Origin of the sequence: Providencia sp. wls1943, assembly GCF_009706275.1 — a bacterium.
GTDB lineage: Bacteria > Pseudomonadota > Gammaproteobacteria > Enterobacterales > Enterobacteriaceae > Providencia > Providencia zhijiangensis.
Genome location: NZ_WLTU01000018.1, coordinates 36111 through 62061 on the forward strand (window position 1 = coordinate 36111; position 25951 = coordinate 62061).

Sequence of the window (25951 nt, forward strand, 5' to 3'; positions counted from 1 at the left end):
ATGAATAAAACAGTGATGATTGAAACGCAAAATCTGACTGTGAAAAACCGGTTACGGGGTATTAATCAATCCGTTTTTGCAGGGGAGCAGATACACCTATTAGGTGCCAATGGGGCAGGGAAAAGCACCTTACTTTCAGCGTTGAGTGGTTGCACATCTTACACAGGAACGATTTTTTTTAATAATGTCAATTTGAAAGATTATGCTGTTCAGGATGTTGCAAGGTGTCGTTCTTATCTCACACAGCAAACGGGAATTTTACCGAGTTTAAAAGTGTTTCAATACTTATCCTTGTTTATTGAGCAGCATGTCGTTCCGCCCACGATTTTTAGCGAATTATGCGAAGATTTTCAACTTTCATCATTATTATCTAAGCCTATTAACCAATTATCTGGTGGGGAATGGCAGCGAATTCGGATAGTTGCTGTATTTTTGCAGGTATGGGATCGAGACTATTTGAGCGGAAAAATAATCTTATTTGATGAACCAATAAACAATTTAGATATTATTCAGCAAGGAATGCTAGATAAATGGGTGAAATGTTTTTGTCATTGCGCAGGAACAGTTATAATGAGTGGACATAATCTTAGTCATTCTTATAAAAATGCAAGTCGAATTTGGATGATGAAGAAAGGCGCAATTATCTATGCAGGTGAGCCTGACAATGTCATGACAGAAAGTCATTTGTCAGATGTATTTATGGCTGATATAAAACTCAATCAGAGCTCATTGAATAAAGTATGGCAAATTAACGACCATACTAATTAGCTAATCGTGTTCTTATTGCCCGTATTATGGCAATTATTGCAGTAATGATGACTGGTGTTGAGGTTCGGTTAAAGTAATTTTAACTAGAATATCCTATTCATAATGAAACTAGGCTACAGACAATATGAGCAATTTCCTTCCGTTTTCAAAACCAGCAATCGGGGATGAAGAGGTTAAGGCAGTAGAAAACGTTCTGCGTTCAGGCTGGATCACTACAGGCCCACAGAATCATCAATTAGAAGAAGATTTTTGTAAACGTTATGGTTGCAAGCATGCGATTGCCCTCGCATCGGCAACCGCAGGTATGCATGTTGTTTTGATGGCGCTGGGTATCGGTCCAGGTGATGAGGTTATCACTCCGTCACAAACATGGGTTTCAACTATCAATATGATTGAGCTGTTAGGTGCAACGCCAGTTATGATTGATGTTGATCGTGATACCCTCATGATTCAGCCAGAAGCAGTAGAAAAAGCCTTAACGAGCAAAACGAAGGCAATTATTCCTGTTCATTATGCGGGGGCGCCTTGTGATTTAGATGCCCTACGTGCCATCGCCAAAAAAGCGGGTGTTTTCCTCATTGAAGATGCGGCTCATGCGGTCGGAACGCGTTATAAAAATGAGTGGATTGGTGAGAAGGGAACTGCCATTTTTTCATTCCATGCAATCAAAAACGTAACCTGTGCTGAAGGTGGTCTGGTCGCCACTGACGATGATGTACTCGCTCAGCGTGTTCGTGCATTAAAATTTCATGGTTTAGGTGTAGATGCGTTTGATCGCCAAATGCAAGGCCGTAAACCGCAAGCCGAAGTGGTTGAGCCGGGTTTCAAATATAACCTATCTGATATTCATGCGGCGATTGCAGTAGTACAATTGTCCCGCGTTGAGTATTTGAACCAGCGTCGAGCTGAACTGACGGCACGCTACCGTGAGTTACTAAAAGACTCTCCATTACAAATGTTATCTGTGCCAGAATACCCACATTTACACGCTAACCACTTATTTATGGTGCGTGTTGATGAGTCTGTGTGTGGCATTGACCGCGATGCATTTATGGAGAAGCTAAAAGAGCATAATATTGGTACGGGATTACATTTCCGTGCGGCTCATACACAAAAATATTACCGCGAAAAATACCCAGAGCTGTCATTACCAGAATCAACATGGAATAGTGCAACGCTTTGCTCATTGCCTCTGTTCCCAGATATGACTGACGCGGATGTTGAACGGGTAGTGAGTGCGATTAATACAGTCCTTTTGGAGTCAAAATAGTGTCATTAGCTGATGAATTTGATGAGATTAAAAAAGTCTCAGTGGTAATCCCTGTTTATAACGAAGAGCAAAGTCTGCCTCAGCTGTTAGAACGTACGATTAAGTCCTGTAAACAACTGACTCAAGCTTATGAGTTAATTTTAGTTGACGATGGAAGTAGCGACCGTTCTGCAAAAATGTTGGTTGAAGCGGCTGAAAACCCAGATAACCATGTGATTGCGATCATTTTAAACCGCAATTATGGTCAACATTCTGCGATTATGGCGGGTTTCAATCAAGCGGATGGCGACTTAGTTATCACGCTCGATGCGGACTTACAAAACCCACCGGAAGAGATCCCTCGTTTAGTACAAACAGCGGCTCAAGGCTATGATGTTGTTGGAACTCGTCGTGCTAACCGTCAGGATTCATGGTTCCGCAAAACGGCGTCAAAAATGATCAATGCAATGATCACCAAGGCGACGGGTCGTTCAATGGGTGACTACGGTTGTATGCTGCGAGCTTATCGCCGTCATATTATTGAAGCGATGCTTCAATGCCATGAACGCAGCACATTTATTCCTATTTTAGCGAATACCTTTGCGCGTAGAACCATCGAAATTGATGTAGCGCATGCTGAACGCGAGTTTGGTGATTCAAAATACAGCTTTATGAAGCTGATTAATTTAATGTATGACTTATTAACTTGTTTAACGACTGCGCCTCTGCGTCTGTTAAGCGTGGTTGGTAGCATTATCGCTGCTGGCGGCTTTGTGCTGGCAGTGTTGTTAATTGTTTTACGTTTACTGTTTGGTGCGAGCTGGGCAGCTGACGGCGTATTTACACTGTTTGCGATACTCTTTATGTTTATCGGCGCGCAGTTTGTTGCTATGGGATTATTGGGCGAATACATCGGTAGGATCTATAATGATGTGCGCGCGAGACCTCGTTATTTTATTCAAAAAGTCGTCGGTGCAGACCTTAAAACCGACAAAAATCAGGAAGAAAACTAATGAAAGCTATTGTTTTTGCCTATCATGATATTGGCTGTGTAGGGATAAAAGCGCTTGAGAAAGCGGGTTTTGATATTCAGGCAGTATTTACTCACACTGATGATCCAAATGAAAACCACTTTTACTCTTCTGTAGCTCGTGTCAGTGCAGATATGGAACTTCCTGTTTTCGCTCCAGAAAACGTTAACCACCCACTGTGGATTGAACGTATTCGTGAGATGAAACCCGATGTGATTTTCTCTTTCTATTATCGCGATATGTTAAGCGAAGAACTGTTAGCATTAGCACCGAAAGGCGCTTTCAACCTGCACGGTTCTTTACTGCCTAAATACCGTGGTCGTGCACCAATCAACTGGGCACTGTTAAATGGTGAAAGTGAAACTGGCGTAACGCTGCACAAAATGGTCGCTAAAGCTGATGCTGGCGATATCGTAGCGCAAGAAAAAGTGGCTATCACGGATACTGATACTGCCCTGACTCTGCATGCGAAAGTCCGTGAAGCAGCAGAAGTTCTGTTAGATAAAACTCTGCCATTAATCGAAGCGGGCAGCTACAAAACTGTTGCTCAAGATGAGAGCCAAGCAAGCTACTTCGGTCGTCGTTGTGCTGATGATGGTCAAATCGACTGGAGCCGCAGCGCGAAAGAAATTAGCTGCCTGATCCGCGCAGTGACTGAACCATACCCAGGCGCGTTCACCTATTTAGGTGCACGTAAAATGATAGTATGGCGTGCTCGTGTATTAGACGATAACCAAGGTAAAGCTGCGGGTACCGTATTATCTAGCGACCCACTGCGTATCGCATGTGGTCAAGGCGCACTGGAAATCGTTAGCGGTCAAAGCGAAACTGGTCTGTACATGCAAGGCAACCGTCTGGCTAACGAAATGGGCATCGTAACTGACGTTCGCGTTGGTGCTAAACCAACTGCGCAAGTTAAGCGTCGTAAACGTGTCCTTATCTTAGGTGTGAACGGCTTTATCGGTAACCACTTAACTGAGCGTCTGTTACAAGATGACAACTACGATATCTATGGTATGGATATTGGCTCATCTGCGATTGAACGTTTCATTGGTAACCCTCGTTTCCACTTTATCGAAGGTGACGTAAGCATCCACACTGAGTGGATTGAGTACCACATCAAAAAATGTGACGTTATTCTGCCACTGGTTGCTATCGCGACGCCAATCGAATATACCCGTAACCCACTGCGTGTATTCGAATTAGACTTCGAAGAAAACCTGAAAGTTGTTCGTTACTGCGTGAAATACAACAAACGCATCATCTTCCCATCCACATCTGAAGTTTATGGTATGTGTGATGATAAAGAATTTGATGAAGACGAATCTCGTCTGATCGTCGGTCCAATCAACAAACAACGTTGGATTTACTCTGTATCTAAACAGTTACTTGACCGAGTTATCTGGGCATACGGCGCGAAAGAAGGTCTGAAATTCACCTTATTCCGTCCATTTAACTGGATGGGTCCACGTTTAGACAGCTTGAACTCTGCGCGTATTGGTAGCTCACGTGCAATCACTCAGCTGATCCTGAACTTAGTTGAAGGTTCACCAATCAAGTTAGTCGATGGTGGTGCACAAAAACGCTGCTTCACGGATATCAAAGATGGTATCGAAGCACTGTTCCGCATCATTGAAAATAAAGACGGCAAATGTGATGGTCAAATCATCAACATCGGTAACCCAACTAACGAAGCAAGTATTCGTCAGTTAGCGGAAATGCTGTTAGAAAGCTTCGAAAAACACCCAGCTCGTAGCAAGTTCCCTCCATTTGCTGGTTTCCGTGAAATCGAAAGTGCTAGCTACTATGGTCAAGGTTACCAAGACGTTGAGCATCGTAAACCAAGTGTTGAAAACGCACGTCGTTTACTTGACTGGGTTCCGACTATCGACATGAAAGATACCATTGAAGAAACATTAGACTTCTTCTTACAGGGTGCTGTAGAAGAGCTGGAAAGCAAAAAATAATGAAAAAAGTTGGCTTGAGAATCGATGTGGACACCTATCAAGGTACATTGAAAGGGGTTCCTCAATTACTTAAAGTGCTCAAAGAGCATGATATTCAGGCCAGCTTTTTCTTCAGTGTAGGACCCGATAATATGGGGCGCCATTTATGGCGCCTTTTGCGTCCTAAATTTCTGTGGAAAATGCTACGGTCGAATGCGGCATCTTTGTATGGTTTAGATATTTTACTGGCGGGTACTGCGTGGCCAGGTAAAAAAATCGCCAAAGATTTAGGCTATTTGATGAAACAAACCTTGGACGCTGGGCATGAAGTCGGCTTACATGCGTGGGATCATCAAGGGTGGCAAGCCAAAGTGGCTAAATGGAGCGAGGCTCAACTCACTGAACAAGTGAAATTGGGTGTCGACGCACTGCACAACGCGACAGGTCAACGAGTCACTTGTTCAGCGGTAGCAGGGTGGCGTGGTGACGAGCGTGTACTCGAAGTTAAACAAGGGTTTAATTTTGACTACAACAGCGACTGCCGTGGAAAGTTCCCATTTAGACCTATTCTACGTGATGGTTCGTTGGGAACAGTGCAAATTCCTGTGACGTTACCGACCTACGATGAAGTCGTTGGTACAGTGGTAGCGGACGAAGAATTTAATGACTTTATTCTCCAAGCAATCAAAGATGACCAAGGTGTTCCTGTTTACACTATCCATACGGAAGTGGAAGGAATGTCAAAGTCACAACAATTTTCACAATTATTGGAACGAATTAAGCAAGAAGAAATCCAATTCTGTACATTGAGTGAATTGTTGCCTGAAGACATCAATACGCTTCCAAAAGGAAGAGTGGTTCGCGCCCCATTCCCGGGACGAGAAGGTTGGCTGGGCTGCCAAGAAGAGGAATAAAATACCCATGTTGAATAACCGAGCGAGCAAAGTAGGAGCCTCTCTGCTGGCTCTTTTTTTTGTCTTGACCTATTTGTTGCCGTTAAACAGCCGTTTACTTTGGCAGCCGGATGAAACCCGTTATGCGGAAATCAGTCGCGAAATGCTACAACGCGGTGACTGGATTGTGCCGTACATGCTGGATATTCGTTACTTTGAGAAGCCAGTGGCGGGGTATTGGATCAACAATATTAGCCAAATGATTTTTGGTGATACAAACTTTGCAGTTCGTTTTGGTTCTGTCTTCTGTATTTTATTAAGCACTTTGCTGGTTTACCGCATGGCAAAAATGATGTGGCGTAATAGCCATGTTGCTTATGTGGCAAGTTTCATCTACATCTCGATGTTCTTGGTGTTTGCGGTGGGAACATACAGCGTTCTCGACCCGATGCTATCGTTATGGATAGCCGCCAGTATGTTTTGTTGCTTATGGGCAATGAAGGCTCGAGAGGTTAAGACCAAACTCGCCGCGTGGGGAGCTCTTGGCTTGGCCTGCGGTATGGCATTTATGACTAAAGGCTTTTTAGCTTTAGCCATTCCGGTTATCGTGATGCTACCTATCACCTTGTATCAAAAACGTTTCCTTGAAATGCTCAAGTATGGTCCATTAGCGATTATCACCGCGGTGATCATCAGCTTGCCATGGGCATTGGCAATAGCCAAACAAGAACCGGATTACTGGAATTACTTTTTCTGGATTGAGCATGTGAAACGCTTTACGGCAGATGATGCTCAGCACGTCGCACCATTCTGGTACTACATTCCAATTATTTTGCTTGGGGCTATTCCGTGGATGGGCTTAGTACCTGGCTCCTTAATTAAAGGATGGAAAGAGCGTAAATCTAGCCCAGATATGTTCTTTTTATTATGTTGGTTTGTGGTTCCGGTGATTTTCTTCAGTATTTCTCGAGGGAAGCTACCGACTTACATGCTGCCGTTTATGGCGCCATTGGCGCTGTTAATGGCGAAATATGGTGTGGATTGTGTACGCGATGGCACCATGAAGGCATTGAAAGCTAACGGAATTATTAACATTGTGATCGGGATTGCCGCCGTGATCGCGGTAATTATCGTTAGCAGTGTGATCAAAAAGCCTCTATATGAGCATGATGAATGGTCAAAAATGGTGTTGGGAGTTGTGGCGTTTTCGATTTGGGCGATCATCGGCTATCTCTGCACCGTATTAAATGCAAAATATTGGTTGTGGGCGGCGTCTTGCTCATTGGCAGTCAGTTTATGTATTGGTAGCGCATTGCCAAATAACACGATTGACTCGAAGTTACCGCAGAATTTTATTCATCAAAATCATGATCTCTTGATGAATAGTCAATATTTAATGGCAAGCAACGTTGGGGTGGCTGCGGGACTGGCATGGGAAACCAAAAATTCCAATATTTATCTCTATAATAGCAGCGGTGAATTAACCTATGGCTTGGAATACCCAGACAGTGCGCATCGTTTGGTTAAACCGGATGAATTTGCCGCATGGCTAGCGAAAGCTCGCCAAGAAGGGCAGGTCACCGTGGTGTTCTTGTTAGGTAAAAAAGAAGGTTTGCCAGACATTCCTAAGCCGGATGAAGTCATTAAGAATTCACGTATGGCAATAGTGGTTTACCATAAACAATGATAGCGCAATTACTTCTATTACTCCTTGTCAGTGTGTTAACTTGCATTGGGCAAATTGCCCAAAAGCAAGCGGTCGTCACTTGGCAAGGAGACAAACATAATAAAGCCGCATCTGCCATTTGTTGGTTGGTGCTGGCGGTATTAATGCTGGGATTGGGAATGCTGTTTTGGCTAAAGTTATTGGAAACAATGCCACTCAGTATTGCCTACCCGATGCTCAGTATTAATTTCGTCTTGGTCACATTGATAGGGCAATTTGTCTACCATGAGCAAACTGGACTAAACCACTGGCTTGGGGTTGCCTCAATCATGATAGGTATACTACTGATGAGTATAAGTGTATGAATAAAGGATACTTATGGGTACTCGGTAGCGCGCTATTAGTTACCGTCGCACAACTTAGTCTAAAAGCGGGAGTTGTGGAACTTCCATCGTTCTCTCTAGGTTGGCACTGGTTGCAGCTAGAATGGCTAGCAGATAATGCGGCAAGTTTAGGGATTATCTTTGTCGGGTTAGTCTGTTATACATTATCAATGTTGTGCTGGTTATTCGCGTTAAAATACATTGCGCTCAATAAAGCCTACCCGCTTATCAGTCTCAGCTATGTGTTTGTTTACATACTGGCGGTGGTGTTGCCATGGTTTAATGAACCCGCAACGGCGTTAAAAGCGGCGGGGATTGCATTTATTCTGTTAGGCGTATGGCTGATCAGTCGACCTTCCAAGCCTTTAACCAAAAAAGCTAAATAGCATCAGATAAGTAGCCTTAAGTGTTTATTTTTTTATGCGTTGTACTGTTGATCATTGTACATTATAGTCTCGCGTATTAGGATATCACTTAAGGTGATTATTTTTTAGTTATCTATACCCACGGGTTATCTATAAGGTACGCTATGATAGTGAATCTCAAATACCTACCATTGCTGTGTTGCCTCGTGTTGATTGGCTGCTCTTCATCCGTAAAACGGACATCAGCACCGCCAATGAAAACCCAATTGTCTGATCCAATCATGACTATCGCTCAACTCAAAGACCAGCTAAGCCAATGGTATGGTACGCCGTATCATTATGGTGGCATGAGCCAAAACGGCGTGGATTGCTCGGGTTTTGTCTATCGAACATTTAGTGACCGCTTTGCTATTGAAGTCCCCCGTACGACGGTTGACCAAACGCGTTTAGGTACGCGGATTGATAAATCGGATTTAATGCCGGGTGACTTGGTATTCTTCAAAACGGGATCTGGGGAAAACGGCCTGCATGTTGGGATTTACGATACGGACAACACATTTATTCATGCATCCACCAGTAAAGGCGTCATGCGTTCATCGATGGATAATAGCTATTGGCGAAAAGTGTTTTGGCAGGCACGGCGCATCTAATTTTGCTTCATTCCTCATTAATTCCTCAATGATTATGCTATCTTAGGAGCAAGTTTTGCTTTTAGGATAGTCGAATGTCTACATTACGTTTATTTATCTCTGAATCCTTCGACCCTTGGTTTAATTTAGCGGTAGAAGAGACTATTTTTCGCCAAATGTCCGCCGACCAACGCGTGATGTTCCTATGGCGTAATGCCGATACTGTTGTCATTGGTCGCGCTCAAAACCCATGGAAAGAATGCAATACTCGCAAAATGGAACAAGATAATGTTCGATTAGCGCGCCGTAGCAGTGGCGGAGGGGCTGTATTTCAAGATTTAGGGAATACCTGTTTTACCTTTATGGCAGGAAAACCGGAATATGATAAAACCATCTCAACCCAAATTATTGTGGATGGACTGGCACAAGTCGGGATCCACGCTGAAATTTCTGGACGCAATGATTTAGTTCTCGAAACCGAAAATGGCCCGCGAAAAATATCAGGTTCAGCCTACCGTGAAACTAAAGATCGTGGCTTCCACCACGGCACCTTGCTGATTAATACCGATTTAAGTCGTTTAGCAAACTACCTCAATCCCGACCCTAAAAAACTGCAAGCCAAAGGGATTACATCAGTGCGTTCTCGCGTCGCCAATTTAAATGAGTTGGTACCGGATATTTCCCATGAAAAAGTGTGCGAAGGAATTATAAATAGTTTCTTTAGCTACTACGGTGAAACGGTAGAACCGGAGTATATCTCACCGGAAAAACTCCCTGATTTACCCAATTTTGCGGAAACATTCGCGAAGCAAAGTAGCTGGGAATGGAATTTTGGACAAGCGCCTGCTTTTAGCCATATGGCAGATACTCGATTCCCATGGGGCGGTATTGAGTTCCACTTTGATATTGAAAAAGGCGTGATAACGCGCTGCCAATTTTTCACCGACAGTCTCGACCCGTCGCCATTGGAGTGGTTAAGTCAGCAACTCCTGGGGCAAGCCTATCAAACGGAAACCGTGCGTCAGTTAATGGCAAAAATGACCGTATTGTGGCCAGAATTGACTGAGCAATTTGCAGATTTAGAAGGTTGGTTGGTGAACGAACTGAGATAAAAAAAGAGCCGATTATTTATCGGCTCAAAAAATAGATTTCGTTGGAATGGGTGTTTGAGGGTGTAACGAAAATCTAATGCGCGCTTAATGATGGCAATTGCAAGTCATAAAAGTTTTACATTCTGGTAACTCACCTGCTTGACGGAATTTAGCAGGGGTAGTATCAAAGTGTTTTTTGAAAATACGGGTAAATGTCGCTTGTGAGCTAAAGCCATATTGCAACGCGATATCGAGAATAGGTAAGTTGCCTTCACGTAATGATTTAGCCGCTTCCAATAGGCGACGTTTACGAACGTATTCGCCTAGTGTGCAGCCCTTAAGCTCTTTAAATACACGCTGTAAATGCCATTTCGAATACCCGCTTTTATCCGCGATAGTATCAATTTTGATGCCTTCATTACGTTGTAATTGGCTTTCAAGCCATCTAATGATTTCATTGACTACACTTTCTGACATATCTACCTCCTACTCTAGTAGGCTATTATTCATTAATAACTAATAATAACTCATGAAATTATGGTCTATTCTTCCTTTTTTTCCGATATATCGATAGGCTAATCGTGCGGTTTTTGAGTGAGAATAACTATTGTTACGATAGTTTTCATTGAAATGCAAAAAACTAAACATACACTATTGAATGTTAAAATTCACTTAAATACAGTATGTTATATTTATTTTCATGATTAAAAATAGACTTATTTAGATTTACCAATAGACTTATTCAAATTTATTGTTGGTGCTGTTCTATTTTATTAACCAAGTAAATTATTGAAATTTTATTTGATGTAATAATGAACAAAATACTTCAAGGCAATATAACAATTAACAGGAAATTCCGAAGTGAATTGTTTTCTTAACGATAGTGCGTGTATTGAAAGGTTCATTTACCCATGAAATTTAAGATTGGGATAAATGAACCTGATTTCAATATGTAGTTACTTATTAATTACCATTGATAACTGACGTTCCAATAAAAATTACGACCTTCCTGAGGTACACCCATGGAGGAAACATATTCTCTATCAAAGGCATTTTTCAGGGTTAGGGTCGTATTTAACCCTTTAACAAATTGGTCGGCTTTGTAGTTTATGTAGAAATCATGAGTACCGTAACCTGCATATTGAATGACTTCTCGATGATTTCTGTCTAATCCGTGCTCTGATTTGTGCTGTGCTAATTGGTATTGTGAATTTCCCAATAGTTCCGTTCTAGCTGCAAATTCGCCTATCCACCCTATATAGAGCCCACTATTAGAAATAGGTGCATTAAAACGCACTAAGAGTGTTTCAGGACGAATGGCGGATAATGAGTAGTCAGTGCCATCCTCATATGCCGTTGTGGTGTTATGGCTAATATTTAAGTCAAACCAGTAATTTGCATAGTGGATATAGCTATCAAAACCGTAAATGGAAGCCGATGGAATATTGGTAAAAAATATTTGCTCAGGGAAATAGGTATACTCACCTTTCATGAAATTATATTTTTTATCGAATTTTCCTGCCGATGCGATGTAGTTTTTCGCCTTTGTTGTGTAATAGGTCGTCCCTAGTTGTAACTCATCACCATCCATTACAAAATCGTCAAAGCTGAGCTTAATACCAGCTTCAATTGTTTTGTTTGTCTCTGGTTGTAGATCTGGTGAAGGTCTAAAGTCAGAGCGATATCCCATAAATGGCACGATGAAATGGTTTGAATTGTTGTAAAGCTCAGATAAACGAGGCGTACGATAGCCTTCTGAATAGGAGGAATGGAGATTCAACCAGCTTGTTGGCGTGACAGTTAATGCGAGGCGAGAAGACCAGTTACTGTGTTTTTCTTTACCAAAACCATCACGAGATGTTTGATATTGAGTGTAACGGGTGCCTGTCGAAAATGTTATTGGTAGGTGGGTCAATGTCATATCATTGACTATCCAACCTGATGTATTTGAAACAGATGCTGGGGGATAACTAATTGCATATTCGTTTGATTTTTGTTGTTGCTGATAATGCTCAAAACCATTTTGAATATGATGTGTTAACCACCCATGCATAGGAAGTGTAAAGCTGTTGGAAAAATGACTGCCATAAGTATATTGGTTTCGATTTTCTTGTGCATAAGGTGCCGATTTACTGGATTTTTTCAGCATATCTAACTGACCGAGATAAAGATCGGTGTAATAGAGCTGCCACTCGGCTTGCCAATTTAACGAATTAGTTGGGGTGAAACGTTGAGTGACAGTGACGTCTCGTTGCAATGCTTCTCGTTTTTGAGGGCTGTTTTTGAATTTAGGTTGCCGAGTATCAACAACAGTTGGCTGTTTTAAGCCAATGCTATCATTACGATATTCCCTAAGCTGTAAACCAACGTGATAAGCCGGATTGGCATACCATGTTGTTTTTAACATCCAATTATGAATTTTTTCTTGGTTATCAAATTGACGAGATTCTGGTGATGATAATAGGTATTTTTTACGTTGCGTGTAACTGAAAAAAGCATCGACAGAGTCTGTTTTCCCCAATAACGTTCCGCCAGCATAATAGCTATGGTCGTTACGATTAACTCCACTAAACAAGCGTCCGCCCAGATTTTGTTCAGGTCTTAGCATCTCAGAAGCATTCAATGTTTTTAAGGAAACTACACCAGCAAGCGCGCCGCTGCCGTGTTGTACAGAAGATGCGCCTTTATGCACATAGGCTTTACTGATCAGTGAGGGATCAATCAGTGTGGCATCGAATAAGCCAGAATTAAAATCCTGAACCACATTATCGACCATGATTTTTACACCACGAGAGTCATATCCGCGCATTTGTACGGATTGTCCATAGGTACTACCCGCACCAGTCACAAAAATACCAGCCTGACCCTTTAATAAATCGAGGGCGGATGATGCAGTTTGTTGTTCTGGTGCGGTAGCGTCAATCACCTCAAATTGCTCAGCAACGGCAAACTTTTCGTGGTTCAATGGAGTGGTGGTGACGTGAATGATATCGTCGGCGGCAAAACTCGCAGTACTGAACCCAGTCATAGCAAGGGCGACGGTTAATGTTGATAAAGAAAATACTTTGCTGTGTGAAGCACCTGAAGTTGATGCTGATCTCAATGTAAGCGCCATTAGGAAATCCTTTCCTGAGTAATATGATTCTAGCAGCCAAGATAATAAAAAAATTATCTATGGGTAGCATATAGTTAAAAACGAGAATCATTATCGTTAATAAAATGGCGGTATCAAGTATTTTTTGGTTAATGATGTTAAAATAATTGAAATTATCAGGTAATTATATTGCTGAATGAATGTGTTGGTGGTGACTTATTTGGGCGAGGAATGGAAATAAGCGCTTTAGATTATAATACAATTTAAAGCGCTTATTTTGGCTGTGGACAGCGAGACTTATTTGAAGCGGAAGTTAACAGCGTCAGCCAGAATTTCAATCAACTGTTCGGTGTCTTCCCAACCTAAACATGGATCGGTAATCGATTGACCATAAACCAGAGGTTGGTTTGCACAGATTTTTTGATTGCCTTCTTTTAAGAAGCTTTCTGCCATGACGCCACTAATCGCTGTGGAGCCTTGCTTAATTTGTTGGGCGATATCTTGCGCAACATCTAATTGGCGACGATGAATTTTCTGGCAGTTACCATGGCTGAAGTCCACCACTAAATGCTCAGCTAAACCAAATTCATTTAATTTTTCACAGGCTTGTGAAATGTACTGCGCTTCATAGTTAGGCTTCTTGCCACCACGCATAATGATATGCCCATGAGGGTTACCACTGGTTTGGTAAATGGTCATCTGCCCGCTCTTATCTGGCGATAAAAACATATGTTGCGCTTTGGCTGCACGAATAGCATCAATAGCGATGTTGATATTGCCATCTGTACCGTTTTTAAAACCAACAGGACAAGAGAGCGCCGAAGCCATTTCTCGGTGGATCTGACTTTCAGTGGTACGAGCGCCAATCGCTCCCCAGCTAATTAAGTCCGCAATATATTGCCCCGTCACCATGTCGAGGAATTCGGTGGCGGTTGCTAACCCTAATTGATTAACTTCAATCAAAAGTTTGCGCGCTAAGCGGATACCGGTGTTTACTTGACATGAATTATCAAGATGCGGATCAGAAATTAAGCCTTTCCAGCCCACAACGGTACGCGGTTTTTCAAAATAGGTGCGCATGACAATTTCTAAGCGATCTTGATATTTTTGACGTAGTGTATTGAGCTTGTTCGCGTACTCAATTGCGGCGTCAATATCATGAATAGAGCAAGGACCTACAATTACCAGCAAACGCGGGTCTTCACCGGATAAGATCTTTTCAATTCTTTTACGTGACGCTGTCACGTTATTGGCAATTGTTTGGGATATCGGAAATTCCTCAGCGAGTACTTGTGGTGTAATTAAACTGTCCACTCGCTGAGTTCGTAACTCATCTGTTTTATGCATTTTGTTTCTCAAAACTTTTACTCGGCTGAGCCATTTCGTACAGCCGTATTAGTGACTAAGGTCACAATAAACGAAACTGGCTCAAATTCAAACCACCAACTTGGGTTGAATGAATAATTTTTTATATTTTATTTCATCAAAAAATACGACGCTGTAATCCCATCGTATCAATCACTTTTGCTGAAATTTCTTCAACAGAATAGTTAGTTGTGTTTAAGTAATTGATTTTATTCTGTCTAAATAGGGCTTCTACTTCAGCAATTTCAATACGACACTGACGAAGTGAGGCGTAACGGCTGTTTTCACGTCGCTCTTCACGAATTGCCGCAAGTCGTTCAGGGCTGATGGTTAAACCAAAAAGTTTATGGGTATAGGGGCGTAATGCGGCAGGTAGCTGTAAATTGTCCATATCATCGGCAGTGAATGGGTAGTTGGCGGCTTGTATGCCAAATTGCATCGCTAAATATAAGCTTGTTGGAGTTTTACCGCAGCGAGAGACTCCAATTAAGATCACTTGCGCTTGTTCAAGGTTACGCAATGAGATGCCATCATCGTGAGCGAGGGTATATTCAATTGCTGCAATACGGGCATCATATTGATTCATATTTTGCATGGATAACCCGTGGGTACGATTAAGTTTTGGTTCTGGCTCTAACCCGACTTCTCTCTGTATTGGAGCGACCAAACTTTGCACGATATCCTGACAAAAGCCCGCACTTTGAGTGATGATTTCTTTCACTTCAGGGGAAATTATTGAATAAAACACCAGCGGTCGAAGGTCTGTTTCAGCATAGATAGTGTCGATTTTTTGTTTAATTTCAAGCGCTCGTGCTTGCGTAGTAACGAACGGTAAGGTGTAAGAAATAAAGGATAATGGAAATTGAGATAAGACGGCGTGCCCTAACGTTTCAGCTGTGATTGCAGTACCATCAGAGATGAAAAAAACGGTGCGTTGGACTTGGCTGGCATTTTTACTCATAGAATTTAATTCGCTCATAACTGGCTTCTTTTTATCGTATTTTTTCTAAGTTTTGGAAAATATTGTAAGTGAATAAATATTTAAAAATCATTTATGGGGGGAAGTATAGACAAATTTTGAACAATTTTTAGAACAAAAAAATTTTATTAATTGATGGAACGATTCACCAGTCCATCTTCCCATAACGTCTGTGCTAGTCTATTCGCGAGGCGAATTTTCGCCAACGAGATTTTTTACGATTTGTTGTCTGTCACTAAATTGCTATAAAAGGATCGCTTTCAATGTCCACAAATGGCCTTACTCCGTGTAATGTACTTTGGTATAACCAATTAGGGATGAATGATGTTGACCGTGTTGGAGGCAAAAACGCTTCCCTCGGTGAAATGATCACCAACTTGTCCGATCTTGGTGTATCCGTACCAAACGGTTTTGCGACAACCGCACAGGCGTTTAATGATTTTCTGGAGCAGAGCGGTGTAAACCAGCGTATTTACAACCTGCTAGATGAAACGGATATTGATGATGTGAACCAACTGGCGACAGCCGGTGCTCAGATCCGCCAATGGGTGATTGATACCCCATTGACGCCAGCATTAGAGCAGGATATTCGCGAAGCTTTCCTTCAATTATCTGAAGGTGAAGCAGAAGCGTCATTCGCTGTTCGCTCATCAGCAACCGCTGAAGATATGCCTGATGCCTCATTTGCTGGGCAGCAAGAGACATTTCTCAACGTTCAAGGGATTGATGCGGTTTTGGTTGCCATTAAACATGTATTTGCGTCGCTGTTTAATGACCGTGCTATTTCTTACCGTGTACACCAAGGCTACGATCATCGTGGCGTCGCGTTATCTGCGGGTGTGCAAAGAATGGTGCGTTCTGACCTCGCTTCTTCCGGTGTTATGTTTACTATCGATACTGAGTCTGGTTTCGACCAAGTCGTCTTTATTACCTCCGCATATGGTCTCGGCGAGATGGTTGTACAGGGCGCGGTAAACCCAGATGAATTCTATGTCCATAAACCAACCTTACAAAATAATAAGCCTGCGATTGTACGTCGTACATTAGGTTCTAAAAAATTGCAGATGGTCTATGCCGACAGTAAAGAGCACGGTAAACAAGTGAAGATTGAAGATGTGCCAGAAGCGCTACGCAATCGTTTCTCTTTATCTGATCACGAAGTGGAAGAGTTGGCTCGTCAAGCTTTACAGATCGAAAAACACTACGGCCGTCCAATGGATATCGAATGGGCAAAAGATGGCCATAATGGTCGTCTGTATATTGTTCAAGCGCGTCCGGAAACTGTTCGTTCTAACCAACAGGTTATGGAACGCTATCAACTGAAAGATCAAGGGCAGGTCTTAGTTGAAGGTCGTGCAATCGGTCATCGTATTGGCGCAGGTTCGGTTAAAGTTATCCATAACTTAAGTGAGATGGATAGAATTCAGCCGGGTGACGTATTAGTGACGGACATGACGGATCCTGATTGGGAACCTATCATGAAAAAAGCCGCTGCTATCGTGACAAATCGTGGCGGTCGTACTTGCCATGCAGCGATCATCGCGCGTGAACTTGGGATCCCTGCTGTTGTTGGTTGTGGAGATGCAACCGAGCGCTTGAAAGAAGACCAAGAGGTCACGATTTCTTGTGCTGAAGGGGATACTGGCTTCGTTTATGATGGCAAATTAGATTTTGAAATTCACAGCTCCGAAGTGGATAACATGCCTGATTTGAACGTCAAAATCATGATGAACGTGGGTAACCCAGACCGTGCATTTGATTTTGCTTGTTTACCAAACGAAGGTGTCGGCTTAGCGAGACTCGAATTTATCATCAACCGTATGATCGGTGTTCACCCAAGAGCACTGCTAGAGTTCGATGCTCAGACGCCAGAATTACAAGCAGAAATTCGCAATATGATGGTCGGCTATGACGACCCTGTTGAATTCTACGTTAGCAAGCTGACGGAAGGGATTTCAACACTCGCTGCAGCATTCTGGCCAAAACGCGTGATCGTACGTTTATCTGACTTTAAGTCCAATGAATATGCCAACTTAGTCGGTGGGGATATTTATGAGCCTGAAGAAGAGAACCCAATGTTGGGCTTCCGTGGGGCTGGGCGTTATGTGTCAGATAGCTTCCGTGCATGTTTTGCACTGGAATGTGAAGCTGTTAAACGCGTTCGCAACAAGATGGGCCTGACTAACGTTGAAGTGATGATCCCGTTTGTTCGCACAGTAGCACAAGCTGAGTCTGTGGTTGCTGAGCTGGCAAAACATGACCTGAAACGTGGTGAGAATGGCTTAAAAGTGATTATGATGTGTGAAATTCCATCTAACGCACTACTAGCTGACCAGTTCCTTGAACACTTTGATGGCTTCTCCATTGGTTCTAACGACATGACTCAGTTAACCCTCGGTCTTGATAGAGACTCGGGTGTTGTATCTGAATTGTTTGATGAGCGTAATGATGCGGTTAAGGCGATGTTATCAATGGCAATCAAGGCTGCGAAGCGTCAGAACAAGTATGTCGGTATTTGTGGGCAAGGTCCATCAGACCACCAAGATTTCGCTCAATGGCTGGTGGATGAGGGTATTGATAGCCTATCGTTGAACCCAGATACTGTGGTGCAAACTTGGCTAACAATCGCTGAAAATCAATAATTTAATTATTCATTTTTAGATGGTTCATTATAAGAAGGTCGGTAAATAATTATTATTTACCGACCTTTGTTTATATATAGAGGCAACCTATTACAGCAATAGAATTAAACCTAATATAAGTTTAATTTACGTAAATATTCATAATATATTATTCAGATTTTCAGCAAAATAAAACTATAGTCTCATAAATAAAGTCATTATTAATGTTAAATAAAAAGTTATTAAATAATTAAAATCATTAAAACCATTAAAACCATTAAATCCATTACTCCAATTATGCGTAATCACGTATAAGGAGAGTAATTAGAATATTATATTGCCACTGTCATAGTGAGAGTTGGGGATGGGGGGCGTAGGGATAAAAAAAAAGCCTATCATGGGCTGACAGGCAAAGACTACACACAGCAATTTGGTTAAGTAAGTCACGTTAGAAATTAAATAACATAACTTATTAATTCGTTATCGAAGAGATATTAACAGGGATATATTAAACTGTTTAAATAAGTTAATCACTCGGAACACTCTTAATAAGATATTACTTATTGTTCCCAAATGATTATTCATTCGATGGGGAGAATATTAGCATAATTAAAGATAAAAACTAACAGTAGTGTGTTAAATATTGTTTCTAAATATTAATGAGAATAGATAGTCGAGAAAACATGTTCAAAATGAAACATGTTTTCTCGAATTAAATGAAATTTATTTCTTCATTAAGAATTCTTCTTCAAGGAATTTTTCGGTAGCCTCTAAATTCTCACTTGGTGGAGCCACTTCATTCATCCACGCTTTGAGCAGGCTATAAGAGACAGCCAGCACTACAGGACCAATGAATAAGCCAATCATACCGAATGATAAGATACCGCCGATAACACCCACTAAAATAAGCACCATAGGAAGATCTGCACCCATTTTAATCAGCCAAGGGCGTAATACGCCATCCATTGTGGCAACCACTGCCGCCCAGACACCGAGAATGATTGCCCAGGTGGTATCCCCAGTCCAAAATAGCCATAGAACGGAAGGAACCATGACTAATAGTGGGCCAAGTTGTGCGACGCAGCAGATAAAAATCAAGACCGTTAAAATGGCGGCATAACTAATACCCGATAGAGCTAAACCGACGCCACCTACAATGGCTTGAATTAAAGCGGTAACAACCACGCCAAGTGCGACTGCACGAATAGATTGTGCTGCAAGTACCACCGCTGCGTCGCCACGGATGCCCGCAAGACGTACAGCAAAGTGACGAACACCGATTGTCACAAGCTCACCTTTATAATAAAGAAGACCGCTAAACAGTAACATTAATACGAGGTGGAATAAGAAGCGGCTGGCACTAACGGCCTGCGTTGCAAACCATCCTGCGGCTTGACCGAAATAAGGTTGAACTTTAGCCAATAACGCATTACCACCACTCGCGACTAAACTGTGCCAAGCGTAATAAAGTTTCTCTCCGACCATAGGCACTTGATTCAGCCACTCTAAATCAGGCAAGGTGATACTAGCCGGTGACTTCGCTAATTCGATAAGCGGCGCACTGTTTTGAATTATGCTGCCAATCAAAATACTGGTTGGAATAACAAAAAGAAGGAAGATCAGTAGAACCATGGTCAATGAAGCAAGCCAGCGCTTATTCCAAAGACGTGCTTGTAGTCGTAAGAGAATTGGCCAAGTAGCAATCACCATCATCCCCGCCCATACGAATCCTAAAATAAATGGGCTTAAGACCCAAAAACAGGTCGCTATCATAAAGATAATGGAGAGCAGTCCCAGGACGAGTTTGGGTAAATCCAAACGTTTTTGCGATTTTTCCATTAATGATCAATCCTTAACAAATGAAAATTCTGTGGGGTTAGGGCTTTTACAGGTGAAAATAACGTAATTATTTTTCATGCTTAAAAGAAACGATATTGTGATATGGTTTTACTGACAATGTCACCGGCAGATGCGCTATCTTTACAGGCTGCGAGGGAACACTTCAATATACCTTGTGCCTATTGTGCTACTTAAACTAAAGATAGTACATAACGACAAATGCGATTACTCAACAACAAGAGTCATGATTAATAATGATCCCGCGTATATCTGAAGCACCACATCTTAGTCAGCTAGCTATCCAATTTCTGCACGAGCTACAACAGCAAGGTTTTACTGGTGATACTGGCACCAGTTACGCTGAGCGCTTATCCATGGCTACTGACAACAGCATTTACCAACTATTACCTCAAGCCGTCATCTTCCCTCGTTCCAGCGCTGATGTACAAATCATTACGCGTGTTGCAGGGCAAGATAAATACCGCGAATTAAGTTTCACGCCGCGTGGCGGGGGAACGGGCACCAATGGACAATCGCTCACTGAAGGGATTGTGGTGGACATGTCCCGCTATATGAATCGAATTTTAGAAATCAACCCAGAACAGGGATGGGTAAAAGTTGAAGCTGGCGTGATTAAAGACCAACTTAACCAATTTCTAAAACCGTATGGCTACTTTTTCTCTCCTGAGCTATCCACAAGTAATCGAGCGACATTGGGCGGAATGATCAACACTGATGCCTCTGGGCAGGGGTCTTTAGTGTATGGCAAAACGTCAGACCATGTTTTAGGTGTCAAAGCGATGGTATTAGGGGGCGCTTGCCTTGATACTCGCGCTATGCCTATCGATCTCGCCCAAACGATTGCGTCAGAGGATTCAGTCGAAGGGCGTATCTATAAAACCGTCCTTGAACGCTGCTTAGAACAGCGTCCGTTAATCGAAGAAAAATTTCCAAAACTAAACCGATTTTTAACGGGCTATGACTTACGTCATGTTTTTAATGATGACCTTACTCAGTTTGATTTAACGCGAATTTTAACGGGATCTGAAGGCTCGCTGGCGTTTATTACGGAAGCCACACTGGATATCACGCCGCTACCAAAAGTGCGCCGTTTGGTGAACGTCAAATATGATTCGTTTGAATCCGCGTTGCGTAACGCACCATTTATGGTGCAGGCGCAAGCGCTCTCGGTAGAAACCGTCGACTCGAAGGTTCTGAATCTCGCGAAAGAAGATATTGTTTGGCACTCCGTAAAATCGCTGATCACGGATGTGCCGAATAAAGAGATGCTTGGGCTGAACATTGTTGAGTTTAGTGGCGATGATGAAAACGAAATCAATCATTTGACTAATAGCTTATGCCAACGCCTTGATGAATTGATGGCGAGCCATCAAGCGGGCGTGATTGGCTACCAAGTTTGTCATGACCTCGCGGACATTACCCGTATCTATAATATGCGTAAAAAGGCGGTGGGGTTATTGGGCAACAGTAAAGGTGCCGCGAAACCCATCCCATTTGTTGAAGATACCTGTGTACCACCCGAACATCTTGCAGATTATATTGAGGAATTCAGAGCGCTACTGGATAGCCATAAACTGAATTACGGAATGTTTGGTCACGTGGATGCGGGTGTTTTACACGTTCGCCCCGCATTAGATATGTGTGACCCTCAGCAAGAATTGTTAATGAAGCAAATTTCGGATGAGATTGTTGCTTTGACTGCAAAATATGGCGGCTTACTGTGGGGGGAACACGGTAAAGGCTTCAGAGCGCAATATAGCCCAGAATTCTTTGGTGAAGAGCTTTACAGTGAGCTGCGTAACATTAAGGCGGCATTTGACCCAGATAATCGTTTGAACCCTGGAAAAATTTGCCCTCCAGCGGGTGTCGATGCCCCAATGAAACAGGTGGATGCAGCTAAGCGTGGCACATACGATCGCCAAATTCCTGTTCAAATACGTCAAGAGTTCCGAGGTGCGATGGATTGTAACGGTAACGGGCTCTGTTTCAACTTTGATGTGAAAAGCCAAATGTGCCCATCGATGAAAATTAGCCGCCAGCGTGTGCATTCACCGAAAGGTCGTGCGACGTTAGTTCGTGAATGGCTACGTTTATTGGCGGAGCAGGGCGTCACACCAGAGCAAATTGAAAAAGGTGTGAAAAGCGCATCTCCATCGTTACGTGGATTGATTGAAAAAACGCGTAACTCATGGCGGGCGAAGCTGGGGGATTATGATTTTTCCCATGAAGTGAAAGAGTCAATGTCTGGGTGTTTAGCCTGTAAAGCATGCTCGACTCAATGCCCAATTAAAATTGATGTGCCGTCTTTCCGCGCAAAATTTCTTGCTCTGTACCATAGCCGTTATTTGCGACCTGTTCGTGACCATATTGTAGCGAATGTGGAAGCCAGCGCTCCGTTGATGTCAAAAGCGCCGGGCGTTTTTAACTTTTTCTTGCGTCAAACGGTAGTTCAGAAACTTAGCGAACACGCCATTGGTATGGTGGATTTACCGTTATTTTCTCAACCGACGCTGAAACAGGAGTTATCAGGGCATGCAGCGACCTCCCTGACATTGGAACAGCTTGAAGGCATGTCTGCCAGCCAACGTGAAAACCATGTGCTTGTGGTGCAAGACCCATTCACTAGCTATTACGATGCCAAGGTGGTGGTAGACTTTGTTCGCCTGATTGAAAAGTTAGGCTATAAACCCGTGTTACTCCCATTCTCACCGAATGGTAAAGCACAACATATCAAAGGTTTCTTAAGCCGTTTTGCGAAAACCGCACGTAAAACATCGGACTTTTTAAATCGCGTTGCTAAACTGCAATTACCGATGGTGGGTGTCGACCCTGCATTGGTGCTGTGTTATCGCGATGAGTACCACGAAATTTTAGGTGAGCAACAATGCCAGTTTACGGTGATGCTGGCTCATGAATGGCTAATTTCATTACCTGAGCACTCATTATTAAAACAAGCCGAAAATGATGGGACTGACGAGCAGCCTTGGTATCTCTTTGGCCACTGCACTGAATTAACGGCATTACCCAATAGCGCCAACCAATGGGCGGCACTGTTTTCCCGTTACGGGCGTAAACTCACAAACGTGAGTGTTGGATGCTGTGGAATGGCTGGGACCTATGGTCATGAAGTCGCTAACCTTGAAAATTCAAAAGGTATTTACAACCTGTCGTGGAAACCTGCGATAGAAAAACTGCCCCTAGAACGTTGCTTAAGTTCGGGATATTCCTGTCGTAGCCAAGTAAAACGAATGGAAAAAACGGCAATCAAACACCCAATTCAAGCCTTACTGGAGATTGTTTCATGATTTGGAAGCGTCAATTTAACTTGCAACAAATGGCGGCGATGGCTGAAAGCTGTATGTTAGGCCATATAGGGATTGAAATTACAGGTTTCGGTGATGACTACCTTGAAGGTACCATGCCAGTTGACCATCGCACCAAGCAGCCTTTTGGTTTGTTACACGGTGGTGCCTCGGTGGTGTTGGCGGAATCCCTAGGCTCAATCGCAGGCTACCTATGCAGTGAAGGGGATCAACGTGTGGTTGGCGTGGAAATTAACGCTAATCATATTCGTGCGGCGCGAGAAGGTGTGGTGAGAGGTGTATGTAAACCGATTCATCTGGGACGCCGTCAGCAGGTGTGGAATATCGAAATTTTTAACGAGAAAGACCAACTGTGTTGCACTTCCCGTTTAACGACTGCGGTATTGTTTGAATAATCAGCAGTTTATTTCCTCTGATACCCTCAGTTTATCTGAGGGTATCAATCCTATATTTATCTTTCATATCAATTCTTTATAACTTATCTAATTTATTCATTCTTATTCAATGAATGTAGTCTTATACCGAATATCACTTTATTAATTTGTGTTATTTTTATGTACTCATTAATACATAAAAAACATTATCATGAATGAAATTTATTTCTTAATTATTAATTGGTTAGCTATTTTTATGAACTAAAACCCTGTCAATAAACCGTTCTCATCGCTATAACCTCTTAAAACAAATGGTTGAAGTCATATGGGTAATCATTACCATGTCATATAGAGAAGAAATCGCTGATAACAGGCTGAAAAACCATAAGAAAAGTGAGGTCAAAATGACTGATGGTGTAGAAACATTTTCATTGGATGAAAATTCATGGCAGGGCGTCAGCCTAACCCCTAGTGCCGCTAAACAGATCAACAAATTGGTTCTTCAAACACCCAATAGCAAAGGTCTATCCCTCGGCGTGAAACAGTCGGGATGTGCAGGTTTTGGATATGTCTTCGAGATGATTGAAAACCCAACCGATGACCACTTAGTGTTTGAACTCGATGGTGCACACTTGTATGTGCCTAAAAAAGCAATGCCATTCATTGATGGCACGGTAGTGGATTATGTCCAAGAAGGGCTTAACCATATTTTTAAATTTAATAACCCGAAAGCTCAACATGCCTGTGGGTGTGGTGAAAGTTTCGGCGTTTAACTTGTGAAGCTAGATTATGTCTCAGAGCAATGTAGAAGTTGGCGAAGATGTTCAAAGCTGGCTTGATGAAAAACGTTATAAAGAAGGCTTTTTTACCCAAGTTGCCACCGATGAGATGGCGAAAGGGCTAAATGAAGATGTGGTTCGTGCTATTTCTGCGAAGCGTAATGAACCTGAGTGGATGCTGCAATTTCGTCTTGATGCCTTTAATCACTGGAAAGGCATGGAAGAGCCACACTGGCTGAAAGCCCATTATCCAAATTTGGATTACCAAGATTACAGCTATTATTCGGCACCATCGTGCGGGTCGTGTGATGATGCCTGCGGCTCACAGCCTGGTGCGACGCAATCAACAGGCGCTGCGGAAGACGCGAATTATCTGACGAGCGAAGTTGAAGATGCTTTTAACCAGCTAGGCGTGCCTGTCCGTGAAGGCAGCAAAGTGGCGGTAGATGCGATTTTTGACTCCGTTTCTGTATCGACAACCTACCGTGGCGACTTAGCCAAACACGGGATTATTTTCTGCTCGTTCAGCGAAGCGATTCAAGAGTACCCGGAACTGGTGCAAAAATATTTAGGTAGCGTCGTTTCTAGCCACGATAACTTTTTTGCTGCGCTGAATGCAGCCGTGGCATCGGACGGAACCTTTGTTTACATCCCGAAAGGGGTGCGTTGCCCGATGGAGTTATCGACCTATTTCCGTATTAATGCAGCAAAAACAGGGCAATTTGAACGCACAATCTTAATTGCGGATGAAGGCAGCTATGTGAGCTACATCGAAGGGTGTTCAGCACCGGTGAGAGATAGCTATCAATTACACGCTGCGGTTGTGGAAGTGATTATCCATAAAGATGCCGAAGTGAAATACTCGACAGTTCAAAATTGGTTCTCGGGTGGTGATAGCGAAACGGGGGGAATTCTCAATTTCGTGACTAAACGTGCTCTGTGCGAAGGGGAAAATTCCAAAATGTCATGGACACAATCCGAAACGGGTTCTGCTATTACGTGGAAATACCCAAGTGTGATTTTAAAAGGGGACAATTCAGTTGGGGAATTTTTCTCTGTCGCACTGACCAATGGCAACCAACAAGCGGATACGGGCACTAAAATGATCCACATCGGCAAAAATACCCGCTCAACGATTATCTCAAAAGGGATTTCGGCAGGTAAAAGCCAAAATAGTTATCGTGGGCTCGTCAAAATACTCCCGAGCGCCCATAACGCCCGTAACTTTACCCAGTGCGATTCCATGCTGATTGGTACCCAATGTGGCGCTCATACCTTCCCGTATGTGGAAGTGAAGAACAATACCGCACAATTGGAACATGAAGCGACAACGTCGCGCATTGGCGAAGACCAGCTGTTTTATTGCTTACAACGTGGGATCAGCGAAGATGATGCTATCTCAATGATTGTTAACGGCTTCTGTAAAGATGTTTTCTCAGAGTTGCCATTAGAGTTTGCCGTTGAGGCACAAAAATTATTGGCTATCAGCTTAGAACACAGTGTGGGCTGATCCTAACCGAGTTTAGTTGCGCTTG

At 42.8% G+C, this 25951-nt stretch carries 20 protein-coding genes; 15 read left to right on the top strand and 5 right to left on the bottom strand.

The window, feature by feature from the left end; genetic code table 11:
* The 10 genes from GKR48_RS09590 to GKR48_RS09635 all read left to right on the top strand — a co-directional run bounded on the left by GKR48_RS09590 (position 1) and on the right by GKR48_RS09635 (position 10042).
* Positions 1 to 768, top strand: coding sequence for a vitamin B12 ABC transporter ATP-binding protein BtuD (locus tag GKR48_RS09590; protein ID WP_154627932.1), 768 nt, complete (start codon positions 1 to 3; stop codon positions 766 to 768).
* Between the two features lie 124 nt (positions 769 to 892).
* Positions 893 to 2038 (top strand): UDP-4-amino-4-deoxy-L-arabinose aminotransferase, encoded by a 1146-nt coding sequence (gene arnB, locus GKR48_RS09595; protein WP_154627933.1) that lies wholly within the window; start codon positions 893 to 895, stop codon positions 2036 to 2038.
* On the top strand, positions 2038 to 3030 hold the full coding sequence (arnC, locus tag GKR48_RS09600) for an undecaprenyl-phosphate 4-deoxy-4-formamido-L-arabinose transferase (RefSeq protein ID WP_036950457.1): 993 nt from the start codon (positions 2038 to 2040) through the stop codon (positions 3028 to 3030). The genes arnB and arnC overlap by 1 nt, the downstream gene beginning before the upstream one ends.
* A complete protein-coding gene (gene arnA, locus GKR48_RS09605) occupies positions 3030 to 5015 on the top strand; it encodes a bifunctional UDP-4-amino-4-deoxy-L-arabinose formyltransferase/UDP-glucuronic acid oxidase ArnA (protein WP_108479020.1) in 1986 nt (661 codons plus the stop codon). Before arnC ends, arnA begins: the two co-directional genes overlap by 1 nt.
* Positions 5015 to 5908 (top strand): 4-deoxy-4-formamido-L-arabinose-phosphoundecaprenol deformylase, encoded by an 894-nt coding sequence (gene arnD, locus GKR48_RS09610; protein ID WP_154627934.1) that lies wholly within the window; start codon positions 5015 to 5017, stop codon positions 5906 to 5908. The genes arnA and arnD overlap by 1 nt, the downstream gene beginning before the upstream one ends.
* A gap of 7 nt (positions 5909 to 5915) precedes the next feature.
* Positions 5916 to 7574, top strand: coding sequence for a lipid IV(A) 4-amino-4-deoxy-L-arabinosyltransferase (gene arnT, locus GKR48_RS09615; protein ID WP_154627935.1), 1659 nt, complete (start codon positions 5916 to 5918; stop codon positions 7572 to 7574).
* Positions 7571 to 7918, top strand: coding sequence for a 4-amino-4-deoxy-L-arabinose-phosphoundecaprenol flippase subunit ArnE (arnE, locus tag GKR48_RS09620; RefSeq protein WP_154627936.1), 348 nt, complete (start codon positions 7571 to 7573; stop codon positions 7916 to 7918). Before arnT ends, arnE begins: the two co-directional genes overlap by 4 nt.
* Positions 7915 to 8322: a 4-amino-4-deoxy-L-arabinose-phosphoundecaprenol flippase subunit ArnF gene (gene arnF, locus GKR48_RS09625; RefSeq protein ID WP_154627937.1), complete on the top strand. Its 408-nt coding sequence runs from the start codon at positions 7915 to 7917 to the stop codon at positions 8320 to 8322. The genes arnE and arnF overlap by 4 nt, the downstream gene beginning before the upstream one ends.
* A gap of 143 nt (positions 8323 to 8465) precedes the next feature.
* The gene (locus GKR48_RS09630; protein ID WP_036950443.1) at positions 8466 to 8951 is read left to right on the top strand and encodes a C40 family peptidase; all 486 of its coding nucleotides are present in this window, start codon (positions 8466 to 8468) and stop codon (positions 8949 to 8951) included.
* A 74-nt stretch (positions 8952 to 9025) separates the two neighbouring features.
* A complete protein-coding gene (locus tag GKR48_RS09635) occupies positions 9026 to 10042 on the top strand; it encodes a lipoate--protein ligase A (protein ID WP_154627938.1) in 1017 nt (338 codons plus the stop codon).
* A gap of 84 nt (positions 10043 to 10126) precedes the next feature.
* Here GKR48_RS09635 and GKR48_RS09640 read toward each other — a convergent pair whose 3' ends face one another.
* From GKR48_RS09640 to ppsR, 4 genes are all read right to left on the bottom strand, one after another.
* Positions 10127 to 10498 carry a helix-turn-helix domain-containing protein gene (locus GKR48_RS09640; protein WP_006813273.1) on the bottom strand — a complete coding sequence of 124 codons (372 nt, stop codon included), beginning with the start codon at positions 10496 to 10498 and terminating at the stop codon, positions 10127 to 10129.
* Positions 10499 to 10988: 490 nt separating this feature from the next.
* Positions 10989 to 13136 (bottom strand): TonB-dependent receptor domain-containing protein, encoded by a 2148-nt coding sequence (locus GKR48_RS09645; RefSeq protein WP_154627939.1) that lies wholly within the window; start codon positions 13134 to 13136, stop codon positions 10989 to 10991.
* A gap of 276 nt (positions 13137 to 13412) precedes the next feature.
* Positions 13413 to 14462, bottom strand: a complete 1050-nt coding sequence (locus GKR48_RS09650; RefSeq protein WP_154627940.1) for a 3-deoxy-7-phosphoheptulonate synthase — start codon at positions 14460 to 14462, stop codon at positions 13413 to 13415.
* 136 nt (positions 14463 to 14598) lie between these two features.
* Positions 14599 to 15441, bottom strand: a complete 843-nt coding sequence (gene ppsR / locus GKR48_RS09655) for a posphoenolpyruvate synthetase regulatory kinase/phosphorylase PpsR (protein ID WP_154604422.1) — start codon at positions 15439 to 15441, stop codon at positions 14599 to 14601.
* Positions 15442 to 15722: 281 nt separating this feature from the next.
* Between ppsR and ppsA the strand changes: the two genes are divergently transcribed.
* Entirely contained in the window at positions 15723 to 18101 is a 2379-nt protein-coding gene (gene ppsA, locus GKR48_RS09660) for a phosphoenolpyruvate synthase (protein ID WP_154627941.1), read from the top strand.
* A 702-nt stretch (positions 18102 to 18803) separates the two neighbouring features.
* Here ppsA and ydiK read toward each other — a convergent pair.
* A complete protein-coding gene (gene ydiK / locus GKR48_RS09670; RefSeq protein ID WP_036950431.1) occupies positions 18804 to 19919 on the bottom strand; it encodes an AI-2E family transporter YdiK in 1116 nt (371 codons plus the stop codon).
* A gap of 254 nt (positions 19920 to 20173) precedes the next feature.
* Here ydiK and ydiJ point away from each other — a divergent pair, with 254 nt between their 5' ends.
* From ydiJ to sufB, 4 genes are all read left to right on the top strand, one after another.
* The gene (ydiJ, locus tag GKR48_RS09675; protein ID WP_154627942.1) at positions 20174 to 23245 is read left to right on the top strand and encodes a D-2-hydroxyglutarate dehydrogenase YdiJ; all 3072 of its coding nucleotides are present in this window, start codon (positions 20174 to 20176) and stop codon (positions 23243 to 23245) included.
* Positions 23242 to 23658: a hotdog fold thioesterase gene (locus tag GKR48_RS09680; protein WP_154627943.1), complete on the top strand. Its 417-nt coding sequence runs from the start codon at positions 23242 to 23244 to the stop codon at positions 23656 to 23658. The genes ydiJ and GKR48_RS09680 overlap by 4 nt, the downstream gene beginning before the upstream one ends.
* Before the next feature lie 383 nt (positions 23659 to 24041).
* Positions 24042 to 24410, top strand: a complete 369-nt coding sequence (gene sufA, locus GKR48_RS09685) for a Fe-S cluster assembly scaffold SufA (RefSeq protein WP_154604421.1) — start codon at positions 24042 to 24044, stop codon at positions 24408 to 24410.
* A gap of 16 nt (positions 24411 to 24426) precedes the next feature.
* Entirely contained in the window at positions 24427 to 25926 is a 1500-nt protein-coding gene (gene sufB / locus GKR48_RS09690) for a Fe-S cluster assembly protein SufB (RefSeq protein WP_154627944.1), read from the top strand.
* The last annotated feature ends 25 nt before the right edge of the window (positions 25927 to 25951 follow it).